The sequence below is a fragment of the Streptomyces sp. SAI-170 genome (assembly GCF_049739565.1).
GTDB lineage: Bacteria > Actinomycetota > Actinomycetes > Streptomycetales > Streptomycetaceae > Streptomyces.
Genome location: NZ_JBMGQD010000001.1, coordinates 7,477,633 through 7,494,447 on the forward strand (window position 1 = coordinate 7,477,633; position 16,815 = coordinate 7,494,447).

Genomic DNA, 16,815 nt, shown 5'->3' on the forward strand with positions numbered 1-16,815 from the left:
TGTGGCCGGAACCGGAGGGCGCCGCAGCACCTACGGCCGCGGGGGCTCGAAGCGCAACGCCCTGCGGTGTCGGGCGACTGTAGAGTCCCCGCATGACCGGACGACGAGACCGGGCCACAAGCCCGCTGCCGCGCGCCTATTACCTCTGGCTGTCAGGAGCACTCGCCTCGATCCTGGGCGACGCGGTCCTGTATTTCGCCCTCGGCTGGGCGGCGGCCACGCACGGCGGCGCGGTGGCCGGTCTGGTGCTCACCGCGATCAACCTGCCCCGGGTGCTGTTGCTGATCGTCGGGGGCACGGTCGGCGACCGGTTCGGTGCCCGCCGGGTGATGATCGCCGGGGACGCGGTGATGCTGGCCGGCACGATCGTGCTCGCGGCGGTCTCCCACCGGACTGGGCCCGCCGTCTGGCTGCTCGTGGCCACCGGTGTGCTGGTGGGCGTGAAGGACGCCTTCTATCTGCCCGCCTCCGGCTCCATGCCGCTGCGGCTGGTCGGCAAGGAGCCGCTCCCGCGTGCGCTCGCGATGCGGCAGGGTGGCGCCCAGCTGGTGACCTTCGTCGCCGGCCCGCTGGGCGGCGCGCTCGTCGCCGCGGGCGGCCTGACCGGGACGGCCCTGCTGAACGCGGCGACCTTCGCCGTCATCCTCGTCGTCCTGATCGCCGTACGTCCCGTCTTCGACATTCCGCCCGCCCAGAGCAGCGGCAGCTTCCTGCGCGACGCGCTGGACGGCGTCGGCACCGGCATGAAGGACCCCGTGCTGCGCGCGGCGCTGCTCGTCACCGGCGGGGTGGCGGGCTTCCTGCTGCCCGTGATCCCGCTGCTGCTGCCCCTGCTGGCCCGCCAGGAGCACTGGAGCGCGGGCTGGACCGGCGTGATCTTCGGCGCGCAGAGCCTGGGGCTGCTCGGCGTCACCCTGGTGGTCATGGTCCGTGGCGCCCTGGGCCGTCCCGGCCTGGCCGCGGGCGTGGGCGTCCTGGTCGCCGCCGCGGGTCTGGGCCTGCTCGCCCTGGCCCCGGGCGCCGCGGTCCCGGCGGCCCTCCTGGTCGGCCTCGGCTCGGGGCTCTTCGCCTCCCACATCGGCCCGCTGGTGCTGATGAGCGCCCCGCACTCGCACCTCGCCCGGATGCAGGCGCTGCTCACCCTCGTGCAGAGCGTGGCGCTGCTCGCCATGAACAACGTCCTGGGCAACCTCTCCCGGCTGACCGGCCCCGGCACCGCGATCCTGGCCTGCGGGGCGGCTATCGCCCTGACCGGCCTCGCGGCTCTGGCCTCCCGGCCCCTGCGCACGGCGACCACCGCCGAGCCGGAGCCGGAGCCGGAGGAGGAGCTGAGCACGGCAGGCGCGGCCGACCCGGCGTGAGGGGCCGGCGGCTCGTCGAGCCGCCGGGGCCGGATCCCGTCGAGGGGCCTCAGCGCACCGTGAACCCGCCGTCCCCGGGTACGACCGCCCGCCGGGGCCGGATCCCGTCGAGGGGCCTCAGCGCACCGTGAACCCGCCGTCCACCGGCACGACCGCCCCCGTCACCTGACGGGACTCGTCACTGGCCAGCCACACCGCCGTGGAGGCGATGTCGGTGGCCTCGACGAGGCGGTTCATGGGCTGCGACTCGGCGAAGGTGCGCTCGTGGTCGGCGGTGGGCACGTCGAGGCAGCGGGCGATCTCGACGAGCATCCGGCCCTCCAGGGCGGGTTCGTCGCGCACCGAGCCGGGGCACAGGGCGTTGACCCGGATGCCGTGGGGGGCGTAGTCGAGGGCCGCCGCACGGGTGAGGCCGATCAGCCCGTGCTTGGCGGCGACGTACGCCGCGAAGTAGCGGTAGCCGACCATGCCCGCGGTCGAGGAGACGTTGATGACGCTGCCCGAGCGCTGGGCCACCATCGCCGGCAGCACCGCCCGCATGGCACGCCAGGAGCCGCTGAGGTCGATGTCGAGCATCAGGCCCCACTCGTCCTCCTCGATCTCGTGCACCGGGCGTCCCGACGGCGCGGCGATGCCGGCGTTGTTGACCAGGACGTCGATGGTGCCGAAGCGGTCGAGGGCGCTGTCCGCGGCCGAGCGGAGATCCTCGGCGGCCCGTACGTCTCCGGCCTGCTCGACGACCGAGGCGCCGGCGGCCCGGCACTCCTCAGCGGTCGCCTTCAACTGGCTGGCCGTGCCGAGGGGATACGGACAGCCCGGCGCGTCGGCGCAGATGTCGAGCAGCACCAGGTCCGCGCCCTCCTTCGCGAAGGCGACGGCCGTGGCGCGGCCTATGCCGCGCGCGGCCCCCGTGATCAGTGCCGTCTTGCCTGCCAGCCGCATGGGTGAACCCCTTTGGACGTAGGTCACGAATGGACGTGGGTCACGAACGTAGGTCCGAATCCTATGACGCATGATCACCTCGGCACCGGCCCCGCGGAACCCCGCCCGGCGTGGCCGTCCGGTCGCGTCCCCCCAGCGCCCCGGGCAGTATGGCCAGTGTGATCTGGAACACCTAGCGAAACGGGTCGTCGCATGTCGCAAGCCGCACCTGAGCCGAGCAGGGCCCCCACGCCGGACCCGGCCGAGGACGACGCCTACTTCCCGTCGCCGTACTCGCTCGGCCAGTACACCGCGCCCCGGACCGACTTCGACGGGGTGCGGCACAAGGGCGCGTACACGCAGGGCAGGTGGAAGGTGCTGGTGATCGCGGCGGAGGAGCGCTATGTGCTGATGCAGAACGGCACGCAGTTCTCCAGCGGGAACCACCCGGTCGAGACGCTGCTGCCGCTGCACCACCTGATGGAGGCCGGCTTCGACGTCGACATCGCCACCGTCGAGGGCTACCCGGCGAAGCTGGAGCTGTGGGCCATGCCGCGCGACGACGAGGCGGTCCTCGGCACGTACGAGGCCCTGAAGCCGAAGCTGAAGCGGCCCCGGAGGCTCGCCGACGTGGTCGCCAAGGAACTGGGCTCGGACTCGGACTACCTCGCCGTCTTCATTCCGGGCGGACACGCGGCCATGGTCGGCCTGCCGACCAGCGAGACCGTGGGCCGAACGCTCGACTGGGCCCTGGCCGAGGACCGCTTCATCATCACCCTGTGCCACGGCCCGGCGGCGCTGCTCGCCGCCAAGCTGGGCAAGACCGAGTCGCCGTTCAAGGGCTACTCGCTGTGCGTCTTCCCCGACGCCGCCGACGAGGGCCCGAACGTCGACATCGGCTACCTCCCCGGCCGGCTGCCCTGGCTGGTCGCCGATCTGCTGAGCAAGCAGGGCCTGAACATCCTCAACGACGGCCTGACCGGCAGCACCCACCAGGACCGCAGGCTCCTCAGCGGCGACAGCCCCCTCGCCGCCAACAAGCTCGGACTGCTCGCGGCGGACGCCCTGGTCGAGGCGGCCGCGGGATAGCGAAACCGGCGGACCTGCGGGGAAGCCGCACCTTCCCGGCCCGGGCTCGCCTACGTTCGGCCCATGGACAGGATGACGCGTGGCACCTTCGCGGCGGACGGCACCGGCCCGCTGTCCCGGCTCACTCTGACGCAGCTGCGGCGGCGTACGAGCATGAAATGGCGGACCTACCCCGAGGACGTACTGCCCCTGTGGGTGGCCGAGATGGACGTCCCGCTGGCCGAGCCGGTCGCGCGGGCCATCACGGATGCGGTCGCGCTGGGCGACACCGGCTACCCGGCCGGAACGGCGTACGCCGAGGCGCTGGCCCGGTTCGCCCGCGCACGGTGGGGCTGGGACGGACTCGCCGTGGAGCGCACCGCGATCGTGCCCGACGTGATGCTGGGCATCGTCGAGATGATCAAGCTGCTGTCGGGTCCGGGCGACCCCGTCGTGGTCAACTGCCCTGTGTATCCGCCCTTCTACCAGTTCATGGGCAGCATGGGGCGGCCCGTCGTGGAGGCGCCGCTGGATCCGCACGGGCGGATCGACCTCACCGCCCTGGAGGACGCCTTCCGGCGGGCCTCCCGCGGCACGGGCCGCCCGGTGTACCTGCTGTGCAGCCCGCACAACCCGACCGGCACCGTGCACACCGCCGCCGAGCTGACGGAGGTCGCGCGGCTGGCCCGGACGCACGGCGTGCGCGTGGTGGCGGACGAGATCCACGCCCCGATCGTGGCCTCGGGCGTGTCCTTCGTGCCGTATCAGAGTGTGCCCGGCGGCCAGGACGGGATATCGCTGATGTCGGCGTCCAAGGCCTGGAACCTGGCCGGGCTGAAGGCCGCCCTCGCCGTCGCCGGGCCCGAGGCGGCCGGCGACCTCGCCCGCCTCCCCGAGGAGGTGAGCCACGGCCCCAGCCACCTCGGGATCATCGCCCACACGGCGGCCCTGGACGAAGGTGGTAACTGGCTCGACGCCGTGCTGTCCGGCCTCGACGACAACCGCCGTCTGCTGGCCGGCCTGCTCGCCGAACACCTGCCCGCCGTCCGCCACTCGCCCGCGCAGGGCACGTACCTCGCCTGGCTGGACTGCCGCGGACTCGGTCTCGGCGACGACCCGGCGGCCGTCTTCCTCGACCGCGGCCGGGTCGCCCTGAACTCCGGGACGCCGTTCGGCACCGGCGGCACGGGATTCGTCCGGATGAACCTGGCCACCTCACCGGACCTGATCACCGAGGCGGTGCGCCGGATGACCGCTGCCCTGCCCTGACCTGCCCGTGCTCCCGGTGCACGGAGGCCTCTGCGCGCACGCCCCGAAAACATGGGGGGTTGTTCCCCATGTGGCCATGGGGGTCCTCGTACGAGGATCAGGTGTGCCGGGGGGAGCACACCGGCGGGGGGAACGGGAAGCGGGGGAGGGACGATGGCGGCAGAGGCCGGACAGGCACGGGCGGGGGCGCCGCTGTCGGAGGCCGGGCGGTGGTGGGAGGCCGGCCTGGTCAGCGGGGACGGGGGCGAACTCCCCCCGGACTGGGCGGAGTTCGCGGAGGAGGCCACGGCCGCGGCCCCGGTGGAGGCCGTCGCCCCCGAGGGGGACCAGCCGGGGCTGAGCGGCTTCGAGTGGGTGCTGCGGCCCTTCACCGCCCGTGCGGGGGAGCGCCTGGAGCAGCGCGTGTCCGACCGGGCCCGCGCACTCGCCGACATCACCGCCGTACGCCAGGACCTGGAGCGGCAGCTCGCCCGCAGGCTGGCCCGGGCGGCGGCGCGGACGCTGGTGCTGGAGCTGCACGAGGCGCGGACCGCCGAGCGGCTCGACGGGGACGACCCCCGTACCCGGTTCCGCGACTTCCTGGGACGGGTCGGCTCCCGGAGCGGCCTTTCCGCCCTGCTGGCCGGACGGCCGGTGCTGGCACGCATCCTGGGACGGACGGCGCTGGACGCGGCGGACGCGACGACGGAGATGCTCGAGCGGCTGGCGGACGACCATGCGCTGCTGACCCAGGGAACTGGCCTGTTGGTGCGAGCGGGGCACGGCCCCGGGCTGCTCGTCGGTGTCGAGGCGGGAGCCGGTGACGGGCACCGGGGCGGGCGGGGTGTGATGCTGCTGCGCTTCGCCGACGGCACCCGGCTGGTGTACAAGCCGCGGCCGCTCGCCGCGCACCGGCACTTCAACGACCTCGTCGGCTGGTTCAACGGGCTGCCCGGCTCCGTGGACCTGCGCACCCTGCGCCTGCTGGACCAAGGTGCCTACGGATGGGTGGAGTTCGTCGCCGCGCAGCCCTGCGGCTCGGCCGCGGACGTCGAGACGTTCTACCGCCGTCAGGGCGCCCTGCTGGCACTGCTGCATCTGCTCGACGGGACCGACCTGCACCACGAGAACCTCATCGCGGCCGGCGCCCACCCGGTGCTGGTCGACGTGGAGACGCTGTTCCACCCACCGTTGGCCGACGCCGCCACCCCGGACCCGGCCGCCCGCGCCCTGCACGACTCGGTGTACCGGGTCGGCCTGCTGCCGCAGCTGCTGGTCGGCGACCACACCGCGCTGGACGTGTCCGCGGTCGGCGGTGGCCACGAGGCCGTGTCACCCGTCGTACGCGCCGACTGGGCCGACGCCGGCACCGACCGGATGCGCCTGGTGCGCCGGGCCGGCCGGTTCGCCGAGTCCGCCAACCGGCCACGCCTGGCGGACGGCGAGTCCGTCGAGCCGGGGGCCCATGTCGAGGCGCTCTGCGCCGGGTTCCGCGCCGGGTACCAGGCGATCAGCGCGGCGAGGAACGAACTGCTCGGTGCGACCGGGCTGTTGGCCGCGTTCGCGCAGGACGACGTACGGGTGGTGCTGCGCCCGACCTGGGTGTACAGCATGCTGCTCGACGAGTCGACCCACCCCGATCTGCTGAAGGACGCCGACGCCAGGCAACGCGTCCTGGAGACCCTGCGGACCGACCTGCTCGGCACGGCACCCGGGCCCGGCCTGGTCGACGAGGAGATCGCCCAACTCTGGGCGGGAGACGTGCCGTTGTTCACCGCCCGCCCCGGCCGGGACGAGCTGTGGGGCACCCTGGGGAGGGGGCCGGCCGGGCGCACGGAGCGTGCAGGGCTCGACCGTGTCGCCGCGAAGCTCGCCGCGCTGGACACCGTCGACCGGCAGGACCAGGAGTGGATCGTGCGGGCCGCGATGGCGACGACCTCCCGCGAGCCCGCGCACCGGCCCGCCGAGGGCCACCGCAACCGTACGGCGGACCGCGCCCCGGAACCCGACCGGCTGCTGTCGGCGGCCCGGTCCGTCGGGGACCAGCTCGTCTCCCTCGCCTACCGCGAAGGCCCCCGCAGCAACTGGATCGGCCTGGAACTCCTCGACGACCGCTATTGGCGCATCGGCCCCATGCCCGCCGACCTGGCCGGCGGCTACACCGGACCGGCCCTCTTCCTGGCCCAGTTGGCCGCGCTCACCGGCGCCGGACACTACGCCGAAGCGGCCCGTACGGCCCTCGCGCCGGTGCCCGCGCTGCTCGACATGCTCCGGGCCCGGCCCGGCGACCTCGGCGCGGTGGGCTCGGGCGCCTTCTGCGGCCTCGGCGGCATCGCGTACGCCCTCACCGAGACGGCGCGGCTGCTCGACGACCCGGAGATCGGCTCGTGGGCGTCGGCCCTGCTCCGGCTCGTCGGCGGGGCGAGCCGGTCCGAGCGCGAGTACGGGGTCGGCACGGGCGTCGCGGGCGGGCTCGTCGCCCTGCTGGCCGCGCACGAGGGCGGCGCGGGGGCGGGGGAGGACCGCCAGGGGACGTGGCTCGCGGCCCGTGCCTGTGCGGAGCGGCTGCTCGCCGCCGACCTCAGCACCGTCGGCCGCGACTTCGCGACAGGGGCGGCCGGGATCGGCTGGGCGCTGCTGAGGTTCGCCGGCACCGCCGACAGTGCCGCGGCTACGGGCTCCGATGACGAGCTCGCCGGACGCTGCCGTACCGCAGGCTTGACGGCCCTGAGGGTCGCCACCGGCGGGGGACCGGAAGGGGCGCGTGGCTCGGCGGAGGGCCGGAACGAAGAGACCACCGACCGCGACGCCCGGCCCTCCGCCTGGTGCCGGGGTCGGGCCGGGATCGCCCTCGCGGTCCTGGACGCGCCGGGCGCGCTGGAGGAACCCCGGCTCGCGGACTGGTCCCGCGCCACTGTCGAGGAGCTGGGCCGGGACCGGCCGGCTCCGGACGACAGCCTGTGCCACGGCGAGGCCGGACTGTGCGAACTCCTGGGCCACGGCGCGCTACCCGAGGCACGCCCGCACTGGGTCCGCCGGGCCGGAGCCCTCCTCGCCTCCGTCGAGGAGAACGACGCCCGCAGCGGCGCCCCCGACGGGGTCCCGCACCCCGGCCTGCTCACCGGCCTCGCGGGCATCGGCCACGGACTCCTGCGGGCGGGCTTCCCGGAGCACGTACCGCCCGTGCTCCTGCTGCGGACGCCCGCGCCCGAGGCCGATCGGGTGGACCGGCCCTAGCCCGGTCCACCACAGGACCACCCTTCCGCACCACAGTCGCACCACTACAGGACCACCCATCCGCACCACCGGCACGGCTCGCACCACCCCACACCCCTGCGGACAAAGGACGAGCGAGGACCCATGCAGATCAGTGACTCGGTGAGGTACGTCGACGGCGCCACCGGCCCGGACACCGCGGCCCAGGACCACCCGGTGGGCGAGGTGACTCTCGGCGCGAGCGCGGCGCTGGGGCTGCGCAGCCGTCTGCTGAGGACGGTCGACTGCGACGCGGTCGCCTCGCTGGACATGCCCTTCACCACCGGCACCATCACGGTGTGCTGAGGCAGGAGCACACGTAAGGCGAGCAGGACGAACAGAGGGCCGGGGGACTCCCCGGCCCTCTGCCGTGTACGAAAAGGATCACGTAGCCTGCGCCCATGCGAGCGACGTCGTCGGTCATCGTGGGGCGGGACGCCGAGGTCGGGCTGCTGGACCAGGCCCTGGACAGTGCGGGGAGGGGGGCCGGACGGGCGGTGTTCCTGGTCGGCGAGGCGGGGATCGGCAAGTCCCGGCTGGCCGGCGAGTGCGCGCTTCGCGCGTACGACCGGGACATGCCGGTGCTGCGCGGCCGCGCCACGTCCACCGGGCTCGTCGTCCCCTTCCGGCCCCTGGTCGAGGCGCTGTCGTCGCGGTTCCGCGCGGCCGGCGCCCCCGACGACCCCGAACTGGACCCGTACCGGCCCGCGTTGGCCGGGCTGGTACCCGAGTGGCGGTCCGGCACGGCGGCGCCCGGTTACACGATCTCGCTGGTCGAACTGGCCGAGGCGCTGCTCAGGCTGCTTGCGGTGCTCGGCCGCGAGCGCGGCTGCGTGATCCTGCTGGAGGACCTGCACGACTCCGACACCGAGACGATCGCGGTCGTCGAGTACGTCGCCGACAACGTGGCCGGGCTGCCGGTCCTGCTCGTCGGCACCCTGCGCCCCGACCCCGGCCCGGCCCTCGACCTGGCGCTCGCCGCGGAGCTGCGCAACACCGCCGCGTTACGGGAGTTGACGCCGCTGGACGAGACCGCCGTACGGGACATGGTGGAGGCCTGTCTGGACGCCGGGCCGGGTGAGGTGCCCCCGGCCGCGCACCGGCACCTCGCGCAGCGGGCGGGCGGCAACCCCTACCTGGTGGAGGTGCTGCTGGCCGACCTGCTGGACACGGGACGGCTCAGCCGGGCCGAGGGCGGCTGGCGGATCGCCGACCAGGGCGGGGCGAGCGTGCCGACGGGTGCCGTCCGCAGTTGGGCGCGCCGGCTGAGCCGCCTGGACGAGCCCGTGCGCGAGCTGCTGCTCCTCGCGGCGACGCTCGGCGGCCGGTTCTCCGTCGAGGCGCTCAGGGCGGTGACCGGGCTCGACGACCGCGCGCTGTTCGCCCATCTGCGGTCGGCCTCCGAGGCGGGGATCATCGCCCCGGACGGGGCCGCCCACGACCACTACACCTTCCGCCACGTCCTGACCGCGGACGCCCTGAGGGCCTCCCTGCCACCCGCCGAACAGGCCGCGCTGGCCCGCCGCGCGGCCACCGCCATCGAGGAGTCCGCCGGGGAACTGACCGGCGAGCAGCGCCAGTTGGTGGCCACGCTGCGCTTGGCGGCGGGGGACAAGGTGACGGCGTCCCGGCAGTTCGCCCAGGTCGGCCAGGAGTTGCTGGACGCCGGTGCGTCCGGCTCGGCCGCCGTGCTGCTGGAGCGCGCCCGCGGCCTCGCCGCCGACGAGGACCGCGACGCGATCACCGTCCATCTGGCCATCGCCGAGGCCGAGTCCGGGCGGCTCGACGCGGCGTCCGCACTGCTCGACGACCTGCCCCCGGCGCCCGCCGGGACGCGTGCGGCGCAGGAACGGGCCCAGGCGCACACCCAGGTCGCGTGGGTCGCGACCATGGCCGAGCAGCAGCAGGAGGCGCACCGCCGCATCCGCGCGGCCCGCGCCCTCCTCGGCACGGCCCCGCGCCCGGAGCAGGAGGCGGCCCTCGTGGTGGTCGAGGGCCATCTCGCCCTGCTCCCGGAACCCGACGGCGCACGCGACTCCCGGCATCGGCTGCCCGATTCCGCCCCCACTCCCGCCGACAGACGGCGGCTTGAGGAGGCGGAACGTTCCGCCCGGGCCGCCGCGCTCACCGCCGAGGAACGGGGGCGGCCCGTCGTGGCGTGCCGGGCCTGGCAACTGCTGGCCCTGCTGTCCCGGGCGCGCGGATTCGACGAGGCCGACGCCTGTCTGGTGCGGATGCTGGAGGTCGCCGAGAAGCACCGGCTCGCGCCCTGCCGGGCCGAGGCGCTGGTACGGCTCGGCACCAACGCGTTCATGCGCACCGGCGAGGCCACCTCCCTGGAGACGGCCCGTGCGGCGGCCCAGGAGCTCGGACATCTGGCCCTGCTCCAGACCACCGACGGCCTGCTCGCCATGCAGAGCGTGCTGGGCGCGCGCTGGGACCGGGCCCGGGAGATCGTCGAACGGTCCCTGGAGGCCAGCGCCCGTCTGCAGAACCTGTCGGCGCACCGCTATCTGCTCCTCGTCGACGCCACCCTCGCCGCCCACCAGGGCCGCGCCCGCGAGCAGGACCGCGCCCTCGCCCGGTTCCGCCGGGCGGGCGGCGAGGAGTCGATGCTCGTGCCCCTGCAACGCGGACTGTGCCAGGCCATGGGCGCCCTGATGGCCGAGGACCGGCCCCGGGCGAGGGCCGAACTCGACGCCGCCCTGGCCTGGGAGCGCCGGCACCCCAGCTTCTTCTACCTCAGCGGCCGCTACGGCCTGCGCCCCCTGCTGCGGGCCCTCGACGGCGACGCCGACAGCCGCGACGCCCACCAGGAGGCGCTCGCCTCGCCCGGAGGCCAACTCGCCTGGAACCGCATGTTCCTGAGCCTCACGGACGCGGTCCTGCGCGGTCGGGCGGGCGATCCGGACGGTGCCCGGCACGCCGTGGCGGAGGCCGCCCGGTCGGCGGCGCTGTTCCCGCAGGCCTGGCACCTCGCCCTGCGGCTGACCGCGGAGGGCGCGCTCGCGGACTCCTGGGGCGAACCCGTCGCCTGGCTGCGCACCGCCGAGGAGTACTTCCACGAGGCGGGCGTCCAGCCCGTCGCCGGCGCCTGCCGCGCCCTGATGCGGCAGGCCGGCGTCAGCGTCCCGCAGCGCCGTGGTGGCCGCGAGCGCATCCCCGCCGAGCTGCGCACCGCGGGTGTCACACCGCGCGAGTACGAGGTGTTCGTGCTGCTCGCCGAACGCCCCGGCAACCAGCAGATCGCCCAGCGCTTGTGCATCTCGCCCCGCACGGTGGAGAAGCACATGGCGAGCCTCATGGCCAAGACCGGCTCCGCGGACCGCTCGGCCCTGTGCAAGCTGTCGGCGGACCGGGCGGAGGACCAGGCAAAGGACCAGGGGCGGCCCGGCGCCGCCCGGCCGGTGACCCCCGCCTGACCCGCACGGACGGCCGTTCCTGGGGGCTGTGCAGGCCCGGCATGGGGGACGCCCCCGCCCGTATGGGGGTCCCTTCCCCAGGAGACGCGTGAGCGCGGCGTGACTCTGCGGGCCCGGCCCCGATGCGGGCCGGGCCGGGGCGGCGGATCATCGATCCGACCGACCAACCCCCCTCGCCTTCACGGAGGTTCGCTCGATGCCGCGTCCGCCCGCGCAGCCCGCAGCGTCACCCGGCCCGCTCCGGTTCTCCGTCCTCGGCCCGCTCGCGGTCCACCGCGACGGCCACGCCCTGCCCCTCGGCCCGCTCAAGCAGCGCGTCGTCCTGGCGACGCTGCTCGGCTCCGCCAACTCCCCGGTGTCCGTGGACGCGTTGACCGACGCTGTCTGGCCCGAGGAACCCCCGCGCACCGCCCGCAAGAACCTCCAGGTGTACGTCAGCGCCCTGCGCGCCCTGCTCGGCGAGGCGGACGGCGGGCCACGGCTCACCCACACCTGCGGCGGGTACGTCCTGCGCGTCACCGAGGACGAGGTCGACCTCCTGCGGTTCCGCTCCCTGGTCCGCGCCGCCGAAGGACAACCCCCCGGCTCGGCCGCCCCGCTGCTGCGCGAGGCCCTCGACCTTTGGCAGGGCCCGCCGTTCGGCGACGACCTGCGGCACTCGCCCCGGCTCGCCGAGGAGGCCGAGCGCCTCGAACTGCGCCACGTCACGGCGTACGAGAGCTGGGCCGAGGCCGAACTGGCGGTGGGCGACGCGTCGGCCGTGGTGGAGGGGCTGCGCGATCTCGTGGAGCGGCATCCGCTGCGCGAGCGGCTGCGCTCCGCCCTGATGTGCGCGCTGAGCCGCTGCGGCCGGCAGGCCGAGGCACTCGCGGTGTACGACGACTACCGCCAGCTCCTCGCCCGCGAACTGGGCCTGGAACCGAGCCGCGCCATGGCCGCCCGCTACCGCGCCGTCCTCGCGGACGAGGACCGGCCCCGCGCGCGGACCCCGTCGGGCCGTGACGCCCTCCCGCCCGACGTCGTCGACTTCACCGGCCAGGCCGACGAACTCGCCGACGTCCTGCACCTTTTGGACGGCCCCGGGGGCGTCGTCCTGCTGTCCGGCCCCGCCGGAGCCGGGAAGACCACCCTCGCGGTACGCGCCGCCCATCTCCTCGGCGACCGCTTCCCCGACGGCCGCCTCTGTGTGAGCCTGCGCGACGCCGACGGCACACCCCGCCCCCTGCCCGACGTGCTCGCCGAACTGGCCCGACGCATCGGCCGCACCGGGCCGTTGACGCCCGAGACCTGGCGGGAATGGCTGGCGGCCCACCGCGTGCTGGCCGTCCTGGACGACGTACCCGGGGAGAGCGCCGTACGCCCCCTGCTGCCGTACGGCGGTCAGGGCCGGGTCCTGCTCACCGCACGCGGCCAGCTCGGCGGACTGGCACCGGTGCACCGGGTCCCCGTGCCCCCGCTCGGCACCGCCGAGGCCCTGCACCTGCTCACCGGGCTGGTCGGCGGCAGCCGGGTGCGGGCCGACCGGGAGGCGGCGCTGCGCATCGTGCGCGCCTGCGGCGGCTCGCCCCTCGCGGTCCGGGTGAGCGGGATGCGGCTCGCGGTGCTGCGCCATGTGCCGCTGCGGGAGTTCGCCGACCGCCTCGCCGACCCGGCCGGCGCGCTGGACGAACTGACCTCCGGAGACGTGTCCGTACGACGCCGGCTCGCCCGCGGCTGGCAGGCACTGCCGGCCGAGTGCGGGCGGCACGCGTCCCGGCTGGCCGAGGGCACCGGGGACGGCCCGTTCGGCCTGACGGAGGCGGCCGAGGCCCTCGGCTGCGACGAGCGGCACGCCGTACGGGTCGTGGAGACGCTGATCGACGCCGGGATGGTCACCTCACCGGGCGGCGAGGTGACGGCCCACGCGGCACAGTACGAACTGCCGCACCTGATACGGCTCTACGCTCGCGGCGCCCTGGCCGGCACCACTGCTCCCTAGAGGCCGTCGGAGCGTCGAGTCACTCGTCGTCGTCGCTGTGGGCAACGACCTCGGTGTCCTGGTTCTTGCCCCTGCTCGGTGCCGGGTCGGCCTCGTCGGCACTCTCGGTGCTCTCGGCGCTCTCTGTACCGGGCAGCGCGATCCAGGCGTAGACCCCGGCAAGCACGACGATCACCCCGGACGCGGCGAAGACCAGGTCGACGGGCCCGAACCGGAGCCCGCCGAACGAGCCCCCGGCGTCCCGCAGCAGCGAACCGGCGAGCCAGCCCGACAGCACCGCGGAGAGCATCGACGCGAGCTTGGTCACCGGATAGAACACGGCCATGACCCGGCCCCGGTACTCCGCGGGAGCCGCCGCCAGCAGCAGCGGGGACATCGCGGTGTTCAGCACGGTGAGCGGGACGGTGAAGACGAAGAGCAGGGCCAGACCGCCGAGGAAGCCCGTCTGCCGCGAGTAGGCGACCAGCAGCACACCGCTCACCAGCAGACCGGCCCACGTGGCCCGCCGCGCCCCGAACCACTGCACCACTCGGCCCCCGCACAGCGCGCCGACGATGCCGCCGACCCCCATCGCCATGCCGAGGTAGCCGTACAGATGGGCGTCCGCGTGCAGGTTGTCGGTGGTGAAGAAGACGTTCAGCGTGCTCAGCGCGCCGACCCCGAACTGCCCGATGACGGTCAGCACCAGCAGCGCGACCAGGAACCTGCTGCGGGCGAAGAAGCGCAGCCCGTCCACGAACTCCCGGCGCAGCCCCCGCCGTTGGGGAGGGGTCGCCCTGCGCGGACCCGGCGTGCGGACACCGATGGAGCGGATCGCGAGGTACGACACGACGTACGACAGGCCGTTGCACAGCAACGCCCACTGCAGTCCGGCGGTGAACAGCAGCGGCGCGGCCAGCGGCGGCCCGACGATCCAGGCCGTCTGCCCGGTCGCCTGGCCGATCCCGGCGGCGCGGGCACGGTCGGCCTCCCCGGTCACCAGGTCGGCGAGGACCGCGAAGCGTGCCGGGTTGAAGAACTGGCCCGCCGCGTTCAGCAGCAGCACGGTCGTGTAGAGGACAGCGAGCCAGACCCCGGCCGGCAGGGCGTCGCGCGGCAACAGGGTGACGGCGGTCAGCACCGTCACGAGCCCGGCCCGGAACCACTCGGTGCGCAGCATCGTGGCGCGCTTGTCCCAGCGGTCGACGAAGACGCCCGCGAGCGGCCCGATCACCAGCACGGCCGCGCTGGACGCCATGAGGATGCCGCTGACCGCGACCGGCGCCCACGGCTCGTCCTTCGCCAGCACGGTCGCCACCCACAGCACCAGCGTCGTGCCGAACACGGCGTCCCCGACCGACGACACCGCCTGACCGAACCACAGCCGCGTGTAGTCGCGGTTGATCAGCGTCAGCCGCGGGCTCATGACGGCCTCGGCGAGGCGACGATCAGCGCCGCCAGGGCGGTGACGAGGGTCGTGTGGTACGCCTTGGCGAAGAACTCCCCTGGCGAGGCAGACGGCTGGGCCGCGAGCGCGGCCGACCGTCCCGGGAGCGCCCCGTCGGGCCGCTGGGCCCGCACCAGGCACTCCACGGCAGCCGCGCCCTGCGGGGTGTCCAGCGGCTCGCTCCCCAGGACGAACTGCGTGAGCACCAGCTCCGCCGCCAGGTCCCACAGCTCGTGCTCGACGCAGTGTCGCAGCAGCCGGCCCACCAGGTCCCGGGCGTGGACCAGCGCGCCGCCTCCGAGGCCGGGCGATGTCCGGCCGAAGTCCCCCAGGTAGAACGCCGTGTGCGTCAGGGCGTACGCCTGCGGCATGCTCAACGGCGCCCAGTCCTCGGCCGACTCGTCGGCCCGGTACGCCACCAGCGGGCTGTGCGCCAGGAGTTCGGCGTACGGCTCGACGGTGTGTCGGACCCCCGCCTTGTCCGCGTAGTGGCGGATCTCGATGCGCTGGTAGGGCGACTTGCCCCGGGGCGAGAGGAACTCGGGCTCCAGCAGGGCGAGTCGGGCGCGGACCTGTGCGCTGTCGATGCCGTCGGGGGCCAGGGCGGCGTAGATCAGCCCGTACGTGGAGCCGTGCCTGGGCACGTCGTCGAAGAGGCGGGGGAAGTCCGGGTCCTGCCAGAGCTTGCGGACGAGGGCCGTCGCCCCGACGAGCGTGTCCGGGGGCTCGTCCAGGCGGGCCGCGCAGTGGCACAGCAGCGCCAGCTCCAGCGCGGCCTTCGCCGTGCCGTGGGTCGCCGGCCGGCCGCTCGCCGAGAACGGGTCGAAGTGGTCGAGGTTCCCGGCCAGCCAGCCCAGCGCGCCGGCGGCCAGCCGCTCCAGGGGCTCGGCCATGGCTACAGCCGTCCCGTCGCGTGCAGATGGTCCAGCAGGGCCGTGTCGACGGTGTCCCGGAACCGTGCCAGGGTCCGCGCGTCCTCGTCGTAGCGGTAGAGGTCCTGGCAGCCGATCCAGCGGTCGCGGGTCACCGTGCTCGGCAGATAGCCGTCGGTGACGGTGCCCACCTCCCAGTCCGGTTTGCCCGCGGTCTCCCAGCAGCTGGCCAGGGTGCCGTCCGCGCTCACCACCGCGCCGTAGCGCCCGTCGGTGTGACCGCAGGTGACACAGGTCTTCCGGGCACCGGGGCGGCTCACGGTGAAGCCCAGTTCGAGCGCCCGGCGCTGCCAGCGGGTGAACGCGGCCGCCAGGTCGCCGTTGTGCAGCAGGCTGTTGGCGTAGCCGACGCCCACGTCGCCGATCCGGGCGAAGTACAGCGAGCAGCGGGCGGGGTCGAGTGTGCCGGCGAGCCGGTCGATCAGCGCGTCGACGCCGTCGAAGGTCTCCTGCGAGACGTTCACCCGCAGGGTCCAGCGCAGCGGGGAGACCTCGGAGGCCCGTGCGATGTTGCGGACGATCTTGTCGAAGGTGCCGCCGCCGTCCGCCCTGCCGACGCGGATCCGGTCGTGGTCGGGGCGGTCGCCGTCGAAGGTCACCTGGACCGAGCTCAGCCCAAGTTCGGCGAGCCGGCGCGCCAGGCGTGGGGTGAGCAGCGTGGCGTTGGAGATCATCCAGGCCGAGGTGGGCGCGATCTTCCCGGCCCGCTCCAGCAGTTCGACACAGCCGCGCGGGTTGAGCAGGGGCTCCCCGCCGAACAGCAGGACGCTGAGCTTCTCCAGGCCCGAGGCGGCCATCTGCCGCTCGGTGAAGCCGAGGATCGAGGTGATCGTGTCCGAGGTCAGCCGGGTCCGCGCGATGCGGGGCGGCCGGCTGCCGCCGCCCTGGTCCTGGGCGGTGTTCTGGAAGCAGTATCCGCAGCCGAGGTTGCAGTGGGTGCTGGTGAGGACGGTCAGCGCGTACGCCCCGATCCGGGGCGTCGTGAACAGGCCGCTCTCGTGCAGCCGGCGCTCCGCCTCCGGGCGCAGGCCCCCGTCGGCCGTGACATGCCGGTCGGTGAGGCGAGCCACTCCGCCAGGCCCCAGGAACCACCAGTTCCGCTCGCCCTTGAGCAGCCGCGCCCCGGAGGGCAGACGGTCGGCCGGCTCGGGCGCCGCCGGCCTCGCCGGACTCACCGCTGTGCCGATGCTCACTGCTGCGTCGA

At 74.6% G+C, this 16,815-nt stretch carries 11 protein-coding genes; 7 read left to right on the forward strand and 4 right to left on the reverse strand.

All coding sequences use genetic code 11. The annotated features are described in order from the left end of the window. Positions 1-92 precede the first annotated feature (92 nt). Positions 93-1,361, forward strand: coding sequence for an MFS transporter (locus RKD23_RS33655; protein ID WP_424857133.1), 1,269 nt, complete (start codon positions 93-95; stop codon positions 1,359-1,361). Between the two features lie 117 nt (positions 1,362-1,478). On the opposite strand, the gene RKD23_RS33660 is transcribed toward RKD23_RS33655, so the two are convergent. Next, complete coding sequence (locus RKD23_RS33660; RefSeq protein ID WP_424857134.1) at positions 1,479-2,303, reverse strand: SDR family oxidoreductase; 825 nt, start codon at positions 2,301-2,303, stop codon at positions 1,479-1,481. Between the two features lie 192 nt (positions 2,304-2,495). Here RKD23_RS33660 and hchA point away from each other — a divergent pair, with 192 nt between their 5' ends. From hchA to RKD23_RS33690, 6 genes are all read left to right on the forward strand, one after another. Next, positions 2,496-3,371 carry a glyoxalase III HchA gene (gene hchA / locus RKD23_RS33665; RefSeq protein WP_424857135.1) on the forward strand — a complete coding sequence of 292 codons (876 nt, stop codon included), beginning with the start codon at positions 2,496-2,498 and terminating at the stop codon, positions 3,369-3,371. Positions 3,372-3,443: 72 nt separating this feature from the next. Next, a complete protein-coding gene (locus RKD23_RS33670) occupies positions 3,444-4,619 on the forward strand; it encodes a MalY/PatB family protein (RefSeq protein ID WP_424858394.1) in 1,176 nt (391 codons plus the stop codon). Between the two features lie 153 nt (positions 4,620-4,772). After that, on the forward strand, positions 4,773-7,835 hold the full coding sequence (locus tag RKD23_RS33675) for a type 2 lanthipeptide synthetase LanM family protein (RefSeq protein ID WP_424857136.1): 3,063 nt from the start codon (positions 4,773-4,775) through the stop codon (positions 7,833-7,835). A gap of 123 nt (positions 7,836-7,958) precedes the next feature. Beyond that, the gene (locus RKD23_RS33680) at positions 7,959-8,159 is read left to right on the forward strand and encodes a hypothetical protein (protein ID WP_404039032.1); all 201 of its coding nucleotides are present in this window, start codon (positions 7,959-7,961) and stop codon (positions 8,157-8,159) included. A gap of 95 nt (positions 8,160-8,254) precedes the next feature. Then, positions 8,255-11,275: a helix-turn-helix transcriptional regulator gene (locus RKD23_RS33685; RefSeq protein WP_424857137.1), complete on the forward strand. Its 3,021-nt coding sequence runs from the start codon at positions 8,255-8,257 to the stop codon at positions 11,273-11,275. A 196-nt stretch (positions 11,276-11,471) separates the two neighbouring features. Beyond that, positions 11,472-13,253 (forward strand): BTAD domain-containing putative transcriptional regulator, encoded by a 1,782-nt coding sequence (locus tag RKD23_RS33690; protein WP_424857138.1) that lies wholly within the window; start codon positions 11,472-11,474, stop codon positions 13,251-13,253. A gap of 19 nt (positions 13,254-13,272) precedes the next feature. On the opposite strand, the gene RKD23_RS33695 is transcribed toward RKD23_RS33690, so the two are convergent. The 3 genes from RKD23_RS33695 to RKD23_RS33705 are packed head-to-tail and all read right to left on the reverse strand — an operon-like array spanning position 13,273 to position 16,786. Then, complete coding sequence (locus RKD23_RS33695) at positions 13,273-14,658, reverse strand: MFS transporter (RefSeq protein ID WP_424857139.1); 1,386 nt, start codon at positions 14,656-14,658, stop codon at positions 13,273-13,275. Further along, positions 14,655-15,572, reverse strand: a complete 918-nt coding sequence (locus tag RKD23_RS33700; RefSeq protein WP_424857140.1) for a DUF6895 family protein — start codon at positions 15,570-15,572, stop codon at positions 14,655-14,657. The genes RKD23_RS33695 and RKD23_RS33700 overlap by 4 nt, the downstream gene beginning before the upstream one ends. Before the next feature lie 2 nt (positions 15,573-15,574). Beyond that, the gene (locus RKD23_RS33705) at positions 15,575-16,786 is read right to left on the reverse strand and encodes a radical SAM protein (protein WP_424858395.1); all 1,212 of its coding nucleotides are present in this window, start codon (positions 16,784-16,786) and stop codon (positions 15,575-15,577) included. Positions 16,787-16,815 lie beyond the last annotated feature (29 nt).

Bases quoted from the DNA above. Each gene is read 5' to 3' on its own strand.
- RKD23_RS33670 (WP_424858394.1), top strand. From the start codon at position 3,444: ATGACGCGTGGCACCTTCGCGGCGGACGGCACCGGCCCGCTGTCCCGG.
- RKD23_RS33680 (WP_404039032.1), top strand. From the start codon at position 7,959: ATGCAGATCAGTGACTCGGTGAGGTACGTCGACGGCGCCACCGGCCCG.
- RKD23_RS33675 (WP_424857136.1), top strand. From the start codon at position 4,773: ATGGCGGCAGAGGCCGGACAGGCACGGGCGGGGGCGCCGCTGTCGGAG.
- RKD23_RS33695 (WP_424857139.1), bottom strand. From the start codon at position 14,658: ATGAGCCCGCGGCTGACGCTGATCAACCGCGACTACACGCGGCTGTGG.
- RKD23_RS33655 (WP_424857133.1), top strand. From the start codon at position 93: ATGACCGGACGACGAGACCGGGCCACAAGCCCGCTGCCGCGCGCCTAT.
- RKD23_RS33690 (WP_424857138.1), top strand. From the start codon at position 11,472: ATGCCGCGTCCGCCCGCGCAGCCCGCAGCGTCACCCGGCCCGCTCCGG.
- RKD23_RS33660 (WP_424857134.1), bottom strand. From the start codon at position 2,303: ATGCGGCTGGCAGGCAAGACGGCACTGATCACGGGGGCCGCGCGCGGC.
- RKD23_RS33700 (WP_424857140.1), bottom strand. From the start codon at position 15,572: ATGGCCGAGCCCCTGGAGCGGCTGGCCGCCGGCGCGCTGGGCTGGCTG.
- RKD23_RS33685 (WP_424857137.1), top strand. From the start codon at position 8,255: ATGCGAGCGACGTCGTCGGTCATCGTGGGGCGGGACGCCGAGGTCGGG.
- hchA (WP_424857135.1), top strand. From the start codon at position 2,496: ATGTCGCAAGCCGCACCTGAGCCGAGCAGGGCCCCCACGCCGGACCCG.